Annotated in this window: 8 protein-coding genes; 7 read left to right on the top strand and 1 reads right to left on the bottom strand. The window is 62.9% G+C overall.

The features are described 5' to 3' along the window. The 3 genes from RMO23_RS06715 to RMO23_RS06705 all read left to right on the top strand — a co-directional run. On the top strand, positions 1 to 483 hold a 483-nt coding region (locus RMO23_RS06715; protein ID WP_309679737.1), incomplete at its 5' end, for a metallopeptidase TldD-related protein. A gap of 235 nt (positions 484 to 718) precedes the next feature. Then, the gene (locus RMO23_RS06710) at positions 719 to 1,855 is read left to right on the top strand and encodes a 3-deoxy-7-phosphoheptulonate synthase (protein WP_309679735.1); all 1,137 of its coding nucleotides are present in this window, start codon (positions 719 to 721) and stop codon (positions 1,853 to 1,855) included. Positions 1,856 to 1,915: 60 nt separating this feature from the next. Beyond that, on the top strand, positions 1,916 to 2,227 hold the full coding sequence (locus RMO23_RS06705; protein WP_309679734.1) for a hypothetical protein: 312 nt from the start codon (positions 1,916 to 1,918) through the stop codon (positions 2,225 to 2,227). A 117-nt stretch (positions 2,228 to 2,344) separates the two neighbouring features. Here RMO23_RS06705 and mpl read toward each other — a convergent pair whose 3' ends face one another. Beyond that, complete coding sequence (gene mpl / locus RMO23_RS06700) at positions 2,345 to 3,796, bottom strand: UDP-N-acetylmuramate:L-alanyl-gamma-D-glutamyl-meso-diaminopimelate ligase (protein ID WP_309679732.1); 1,452 nt, start codon at positions 3,794 to 3,796, stop codon at positions 2,345 to 2,347. Positions 3,797 to 4,094: 298 nt separating this feature from the next. On the opposite strand from mpl, the gene RMO23_RS06695 reads away from it, so the two are divergent. From RMO23_RS06695 to accC, 4 genes are all read left to right on the top strand, one after another. Then, entirely contained in the window at positions 4,095 to 4,661 is a 567-nt protein-coding gene (locus tag RMO23_RS06695) for a hypothetical protein (RefSeq protein WP_309679741.1), read from the top strand. Beyond that, positions 4,658 to 5,236, top strand: a complete 579-nt coding sequence (locus RMO23_RS06690; protein WP_309679730.1) for a TlpA disulfide reductase family protein — start codon at positions 4,658 to 4,660, stop codon at positions 5,234 to 5,236. Before RMO23_RS06695 ends, RMO23_RS06690 begins: the two co-directional genes overlap by 4 nt. 237 nt (positions 5,237 to 5,473) lie before the next feature. Then, positions 5,474 to 5,920: an acetyl-CoA carboxylase biotin carboxyl carrier protein gene (gene accB / locus RMO23_RS06685; RefSeq protein ID WP_309679728.1), complete on the top strand. Its 447-nt coding sequence runs from the start codon at positions 5,474 to 5,476 to the stop codon at positions 5,918 to 5,920. A 59-nt stretch (positions 5,921 to 5,979) separates the two neighbouring features. Next, a complete protein-coding gene (accC, locus tag RMO23_RS06680; RefSeq protein WP_309679726.1) occupies positions 5,980 to 7,329 on the top strand; it encodes an acetyl-CoA carboxylase biotin carboxylase subunit in 1,350 nt (449 codons plus the stop codon). The last annotated feature ends 15 nt before the right edge of the window (positions 7,330 to 7,344 follow it).

The raw sequence follows: 7,344 nt of genomic DNA, 5'->3' as shown, positions 1-7,344 counted from the left end.
GTGCTGATCGAGGACGGCATTTTGAAGGGCTACATCCAGGACTCGCTCAATGCGCGCCTGATGGGCGTCAAACCCACCGGCAACGGTCGCCGCGAGAGCTATGCCCATGTGCCGATGCCGCGCATGACCAATACCTACATGCTGGGCGGCGACAAGGCGCCCGAGGAAATCGTGGCCAGCATCAAAAAAGGCCTGTATGCCACCAATTTTGGCGGTGGCCAGGTCGACATCACCAGCGGCAAGTTCGTGTTCTCGGCCAGCGAAGCCTTCTGGGTTGAAAACGGCAAGATTCTGTACCCGGTCAAGGGCGCGACGATTGTCGGCAACGGCCCGGACGCGCTGACCCGCGTCACCCTGATGGGCAATGACATGCAGCTCGACAGCGGCGTGGGCACCTGCGGCAAGGAAGGCCAGAGCGTGCCGGTGGGCGTGGGCCAGCCGACCCTGCGCATAGACGGCCTGACCGTGGGCGGCACCGCGTAAGCCCTTTTTTCGACCTGTGCTACATTGCACCCCATGACTTGCGCGAAATTTTATTTTGCTTACTTTTGGTTCTCAAGCGCCACCGGCGGTAGAGAGATACTCGCGTAAGCTAAAAAAAACGCAACAAATCTCAAAAAACCGCCGGACGCCCGGCGGTTTTTTTTTGCCCCGTTTGATGGCTCACCTGTTTTTAAATCCCTGAAATCTGTAGAAATCTCAAACAAGGAGTTCCGTGATGAATGCACCCGCCCAAGCCGCAGCCCAGGCCAAATCCGCCAGCGAAAGCTGGTATGCGAGCGTCGAGAAAACCAGCCAGACCGACGACGAACGCATCAAGGACATCACCGTGCTACCCCCTCCCGAGCATCTCATCCGCTTTTTCCCGATTCGCGGCACCGCCGTTGAGTCGCTGATCACCCAGACCCGCCAGAGCATTCACAACATCATGGCCGGCAGCGACGACCGGCTGCTGGTGGTCATCGGTCCGTGCTCCATCCACGACCCCGCCGCCGCGCTCGACTACGCGCGCCGCCTGGCCCAGCAGCGCAAAAAGTACGAAGGCACGCTGGAAATCGTGATGCGCGTCTACTTTGAAAAACCGCGCACCACCGTCGGCTGGAAAGGCCTGATCAATGACCCTTACCTCGACGAAACCTTTCGCATCGATGAAGGCCTGCGCATCGCGCGCCAGCTGCTGATCGACATCAACCGCCTGGGCCTGCCGGCCGGCAGCGAGTTCCTCGACGTGATTTCACCGCAGTACATCGGCGACCTGATTGCCTGGGGCGCGATTGGCGCGCGCACCACCGAAAGCCAGGTGCACCGCGAACTGGCTTCGGGCCTGTCGGCCCCGATCGGCTTCAAGAACGGCACCGATGGCAACATCCGCATTGCCACCGACGCGATTCAGGCGGCGGCGCGCGGCCACCACTTTTTGTCGGTGCACAAGAACGGCCAGGTGGCGATCGTGCAGACCAACGGCAACAAGGACTGCCATGTGATTCTGCGCGGCGGCAAGTCGCCCAACTACGACGCCGCCAGCGTGGCGGCGGCCTGCAAGGAGCTGGCAGCCTCCAAGCTGCCGGCCACCCTGATGGTCGACTGCAGCCATGCCAACAGCTCCAAGCAGCACGAAAAGCAGCTGGAAGTGGCGCGCGACATCGCTGGCCAGGTGGCGGCTGGCTCGCGGAGCGTGTTCGGCCTGATGGTCGAAAGCCATCTGACCCCCGGCGCGCAGAAGTTCACGCCCGGCAAGGACGACGCCAGGGCGCTCGAATACGGCAAAAGCATCACCGACGCCTGCCTCGGCTGGGACGATTCGCTGCAGGTGCTGGAAGCTCTGTCGGCGGCGGTGGTGGCGCGGCGCGGTTGACCCGGCCGCCCAGCCGTGCAAAATCGGAGCAGCATCCATCCACACCAACAGGAGCCCGCCATGCGCAGCGAAGTCAGTGTCACGTTTAAAGACCGTCCGCCGGTTCGGATAGACCTGAACGAGGTGCAGCCTATGCCGCATGACACGGCCCGAAGCTGGCTTGACGAGCAGTTCACCGAGATGGGCTGCGAACCGCTGCGGCCCACCGGCAAGCTGCTGACGGCCGACAAGGTGGTGGTGGTGGCCCAGGCCGCCGGGCCCGCCAAATTTGCCGATGCCCAGTGGGCGCAGACCTTTGCCCGCGCCGCCAGCGCCGCGCTGGCCAAGCCGGTGGTGCATGTGGATGCGACCGCGCTGACCATCAGCTACTAGGATCCGGCCCAGGGAGAGGCTGGCCGGTCTTTTTTCTGTTTTTTGGCGGTCATTTTGGCCTCTGGCCCATGCAGAACATGCTCGAACTGCTATTAAATATATAGCGTCATCAGGCCATCAGGCCCGCAGCGCCTCCAGCAGGCGCGCGTGGATGCCGCCAAATCCGCCATTGCTCATGCACAGCAAATGGTCGCCTGGCCGGGCGGCGGCTTTGACCTGGGCCAGCAGCTCATCGATGCTGCCCGCCACCCGGGCCCGTGCGCCCATCGGGGCCAAGGCGGCGCAGGCGTCCCAATCCAGCCCGCCGGCGTGGCAAAACGCCAGGTCGGCCGCTTCCAGGCTCCAGGGCAGTTGCGCCGTCATGCTGCCCAGCTTCATGGTGTTGCTGCGCGGCTCGAAGATGGCCAGGATGCGCTGGCTGCCCCGGCCGGCGCTTTGCAGCTGGCGGCGCAGGCCATCGACCGTGGTGTGGATGGCGGTAGGGTGGTGGGCAAAGTCGTCGTAGACCGTGATGTCGCCAGCGGCTGAAGAAATCACGCCGCGCACTTCCATGCGGCGCTTGACGTTCTGAAAGCTGGCCAGCGCCTCGGCCGCCAGGCCGGGCGCCACGCCCACATGCTCGGCCGCGGCGATGGCGGCCAGCGCGTTGAGCTGGTTGTGCATGCCGCTGACGTTCCAGCGCACCTGAGCCACTTTCAGCCCGGCCTTGCGTACCTCAAAATCATGCGGTTCGCCGTGGGCGGTGAAGCCGTCGTGCCTGGCGGTAGTGGCGCTGTTGCCACTATTGCGGCTATTGCCAAAGAGTAGCTGCTCACTCCAGCAGCCCTGGGCCAGCACGCGCTGCAGGCTTTCCTCCTGGGCGTTGACGACGATGCGGCCCTGGGAGGGCACGGTGCGCACCAGGTGGTGAAACTGGCGTTCAATCGCCGCCAGGTCGTCAAAAATGTCGGCGTGGTCAAACTCCAGGTTGTTCAAGATCGCGGTGCGCGGCCGGTAATGCACGAACTTGCTGCGTTTGTCGAAAAACGCCGTGTCGTATTCGTCAGCCTCGATGACGAAGGAGTTGCCCTCGCCGAGACGCGCCGACACGCCAAAGTTGAGCGGCACGCCGCCGACCAGAAAGCCCGGCTTGAGTCCGGCGCTCTCCAGAATCCAGGCCAGCATGGCGGTGGTGGTGGTTTTGCCGTGGGTGCCGGCCACGGCCAGCACATGGCGCGGGCCGGTGGCGTGGTGGGTCGGGTGGTGCAGCACATGGCCCGACAGCCATTGCGGGCCGCTGGTGTAGGGCCGGCCGCTGTTGAGGATGGCCTCCATCAAGGGATATTTGGGGCGGCCATCGACCAGCCGTGCCCGCGACACCACGTTGCCGACCACGAACACATCGGGCGCAAAGGCCAGCTGGTCGGCGCCGTAGCCTTCGATCAGCTCAATCCCCAGGCCGCGCAGCTGATCGCTCATGGGCGGGTAAACGCCGCTGTCGCAGCCCGTGACCCGGTGCCCGGCCTCGCACGCCAGCGCGGCCAGGCCGCCCATGAAGGTGCCGCAAATTCCCAGAATATGTATGTGCATGGGGCGTATTCTAGGCAGGGCGGGCAGCGCGGCCGGGCGCATCGGAGTCGTGGTTTTGCCCTGTTTGATGATGAAAATGGCCGCCAGCCCCTGTAACATAAGCACTATGTGCTATTAATTTAATAGCAAATGGTTGCTTGCTGAACTTTAGCCGTGGCGGCGAACCCAATCTGGGCACAATCTCCCTTTCCTCTCCTGTCGCCCTGTTTTCGTTCTCTTGCCGCTTTCTGGCGCCTGCCGCCTGCCCATCGTGACGCCCTACACCCTCAAATCTGAAATTGCCGCCGCCGCCGCCGCCATGGTGGTCGAAGAAGGGCTGGAATACGGCCCGGCCAAGCGCCGCGCCGTCAAGCAGATGGCGCTGCCCGCGCGCACCGAACTGCCCGACAACGACGCGCTGGAGGACGCAGTGCGCGAGTACATTGCGTTGTTTTGCGCGGACACCCAGCCGACGGAGCTGGCCGCCCTGCGCGCGCTGGCGCTGCTCTGGATGCAGCGGATGGCGCAATTCCGGCCCTATCTGGGGGGCGCGGTCTGGCACGGCACGGCGACCCGGCTGTCCGACATTTATATCCAGCTGTTTTGCGACGACCCGAAGTCGGCGGAGATTGCGCTGATTGAGCACAATGTGGACTATGAGCCGCGCACGGTGACCGGCTTTACCGGCGGCCCGGTGGAAGCGCTGAGCCTGAGCAGCCTGTGCCAGCCGCTGAATGAAACCGTGGGCGTGCACCTGCTGGTGTATGACCACGACGACCTGCGCGGTGCCTTGCGGCCCGATGGAAAGGGCCGGGCGCCGCGTGGCGACCTGATGGCCGTGCAGAAATTGTTGTCAAGCCCTTTGCCTGGAGAGTCGGAAACATGAAACGCAGAACGATGGTGTATGGCGGCGTGGCCGCTGCGGCCGGCCTGGCCGGTGCCGGGGTAGCCTGGTGGAAGTCGCGGGCGAGCGCAGCGCAAATGCCTCAATTGGCCAGTCAAGCCGGCCCACCCCTTGCCGCCGACGCCGGCGATGACGCGGAGGTTGCCAAGGCCTTCTGGGCGCTGGCTTTTGACACGCCGGACGGCAAAAAACTGGCGATGAGCAGTTTTCAGGGCAAGCCGCTGCTGGTCAACTTCTGGGCCACCTGGTGCCCACCCTGCATCGAAGAACTTCCCTTATTGGATTACTTCTATCAGGAAAATAAAGGCAAAAGCTGGCAAGTTGTCGGCCTGGCGGTAGACCAACCCAGCGCGGTGCGGACTTGGCTGCAGACCCGTCCACTCAATTTTCCGGTCGGCATGGCCGGTCTGAGTGGCACCGAGCTGAGCAAGTCACTGGGCAATCTGCAGGGCGGGCTGCCGTTTACGGTGGTGTTCGATGCCGCCGGTAAGCTGCGTGAGCGCAAAATCGGCAAGATACTGCCCGAAGAGTTGGCCAAGTGGGTGCAGATGAAATAGTTTCGGGCCACTGAAAGGCTCAACCGGCCGGTTTTGGCTTGAGGTACACTCTGCGCTTTCCCAGGCTGCGGACCTGATGGCCTGACGTAGTACTTTGCTATAGGCGCCTTTAGCGTGTAAAAGCGGAAAGTAAGCGGAAAAAGAAGGAAGTTCGGCTTGATGGGCCGTTGTCCCACAATAACTACAAGCTGCGTGCTGAAATCCATGCGCCAGCATCTACCGTCGTTGGAGAGAACCATGGATCTAAGAAAACTCAAGACCCTGATCGACCTCGTTTCAGAGTCCAATGTGTCTGAACTTGAAATTACCGAGGCCGAGGGCAAGGTCCGCATCGTCAAATCCAGCGGTGCTCCCCTGGTCATGCAGCAAGCCGCCGCTGCCATGGTAGCAGCACCGGCACCGGGCGTGACTGCCGCCCCGGCCATCCCGGTGGTGGAGGCCGCGCCGGCGGGCCACACCGTCAAGTCGCCGATGGTGGGCACCTTCTACCGCTCTTCCAGCCCCGGCGCCAAGGCCTTTGTGGAAGTCGGCAGCGTGGTCAAGGAAGGTGAGACGATCTGCATCATCGAAGCGATGAAAATCCTGAACGAGATTGAGGCCGACAAGTCCGGCACCATCACCAAGATACTGACCGAAAACGGCCAGGCGGTGGAATACGGCCAGCCCCTTTTCATGATCGAGTGATGCCGTCCCGCTGGCCGCTTCGCCTTGCAGACCATCCCACAGACTGACACCCCCCACGCATGTTTAAAAAGATACTGATCGCCAACCGCGGCGAAATCGCCCTGCGCATCCAGCGCGCCTGCCGCGAACTCGGCGTCAAGGCCGTGATGGTTTACTCGGAAGCCGACCGCGAGGCCAAATATATCAAGCTGGCGGACGAGGCGGTGTGCATCGGGCCGGCGCCCTCGGCCCAGAGCTACCTCAACATGCCGGCCATTATTTCGGCTGCGGAAGTCACCGACGCGGAAGCGATTCACCCCGGCTATGGCTTCCTCAGCGAAAACGCGGATTTTGCCGAGCGGGTCGAGAAAAGCGGCTTCAAGTTCATTGGCCCCACCCCCGAATCGATCCGCATCATGGGCGACAAGGTGTCGGCCAAGCAGACCATGATCAAGGCCGGCGTGCCCTGCGTGCCCGGCTCCGAGGGCGCCTTGCCCGATGACGCGGCCTACATCAAGCGCACGGCCAAGCAGGTGGGCTACCCGGTCATCATCAAGGCCGCGGGCGGCGGCGGCGGCCGCGGCATGCGCGTGGTGCACACCGAGGCGGCGCTGCTCAACGCGGTGCAGACCACCAAGGCCGAAGCCGGTGCTGCCTTTGGCAACCCCGAGGTCTACATGGAGAAATTCCTGCAGAACCCGCGCCATATCGAAATCCAGATTCTGGCGGACCAGCACAAGAACGCGGTCTGGCTGGGCGAGCGCGACTGCTCGATGCAGCGGCGGCACCAGAAAGTCATTGAGGAAGGCCCTGCGCCCGGCATTCCACGCAAGCTGATCGAGCGCATTGGCGAGCGCTGCGTGGCGGCCGTCAAGAAAATTGGCTACCGCGGCGCCGGCACCTTCGAGTTCCTCTATGAAAACGGCGAGTTTTACTTCATCGAGATGAACACCCGCGTGCAGGTCGAGCACCCGGTGACCGAATGGATCACCGGCGTGGACATTGTGCGCACCCAGATCATGGTGGCGGCCGGTGAAAGGCTGCCCTTTGTCCAGCGCGACATCCAGCTCAAGGGCCATGCGATTGAATGCCGCATCAATGCGGAAGACCCCTACAAGTTCATCCCCTCGCCGGGACGCATCACGACCTGGCACACACCGGGCGGACCGGGCGTGCGGGTCGATTCGCATATTTATGCCAATTACTTTGTGCCGCCCAACTACGACTCGATGATTGGCAAGATCATTGTGCATGGCGACACCCGCGAGCAGGCGCTGGCCCGCATGCGCACCGCGCTGGCCGAAACCGTGGTGGAGGGCATCAACACCAACATTCCGCTGCACCGCGAGCTGATGGTGGACGCCAAATTTGTGGATGGGGGCACCAACATTCACTATCTCGAAGAATGGCTTTCCAAGCGGGTCCGCTAGTCATGGTGGATCGAT

This window comes from Polaromonas sp. (assembly GCF_031411155.1).
Classification (GTDB): Bacteria; Pseudomonadota; Gammaproteobacteria; order Burkholderiales; family Burkholderiaceae_C; genus Polaromonas.
The sequence above is the reverse complement of the archived record's forward strand: the minus strand, read 5'-3'. Positions and strand labels throughout refer to the sequence as shown.

Bases quoted from the DNA above. Each gene is read 5' to 3' on its own strand.
- RMO23_RS06705 (WP_309679734.1), top strand. From the start codon at position 1,916: ATGCGCAGCGAAGTCAGTGTCACGTTTAAAGACCGTCCGCCGGTTCGG.
- RMO23_RS06695 (WP_309679741.1), top strand. From the start codon at position 4,095: ATGGTGGTCGAAGAAGGGCTGGAATACGGCCCGGCCAAGCGCCGCGCC.
- mpl (WP_309679732.1), bottom strand. From the start codon at position 3,796: ATGCACATACATATTCTGGGAATTTGCGGCACCTTCATGGGCGGCCTG.
- RMO23_RS06710 (WP_309679735.1), top strand. From the start codon at position 719: ATGAATGCACCCGCCCAAGCCGCAGCCCAGGCCAAATCCGCCAGCGAA.
- accC (WP_309679726.1), top strand. From the start codon at position 5,980: ATGTTTAAAAAGATACTGATCGCCAACCGCGGCGAAATCGCCCTGCGC.
- accB (WP_309679728.1), top strand. From the start codon at position 5,474: ATGGATCTAAGAAAACTCAAGACCCTGATCGACCTCGTTTCAGAGTCC.
- RMO23_RS06690 (WP_309679730.1), top strand. From the start codon at position 4,658: ATGAAACGCAGAACGATGGTGTATGGCGGCGTGGCCGCTGCGGCCGGC.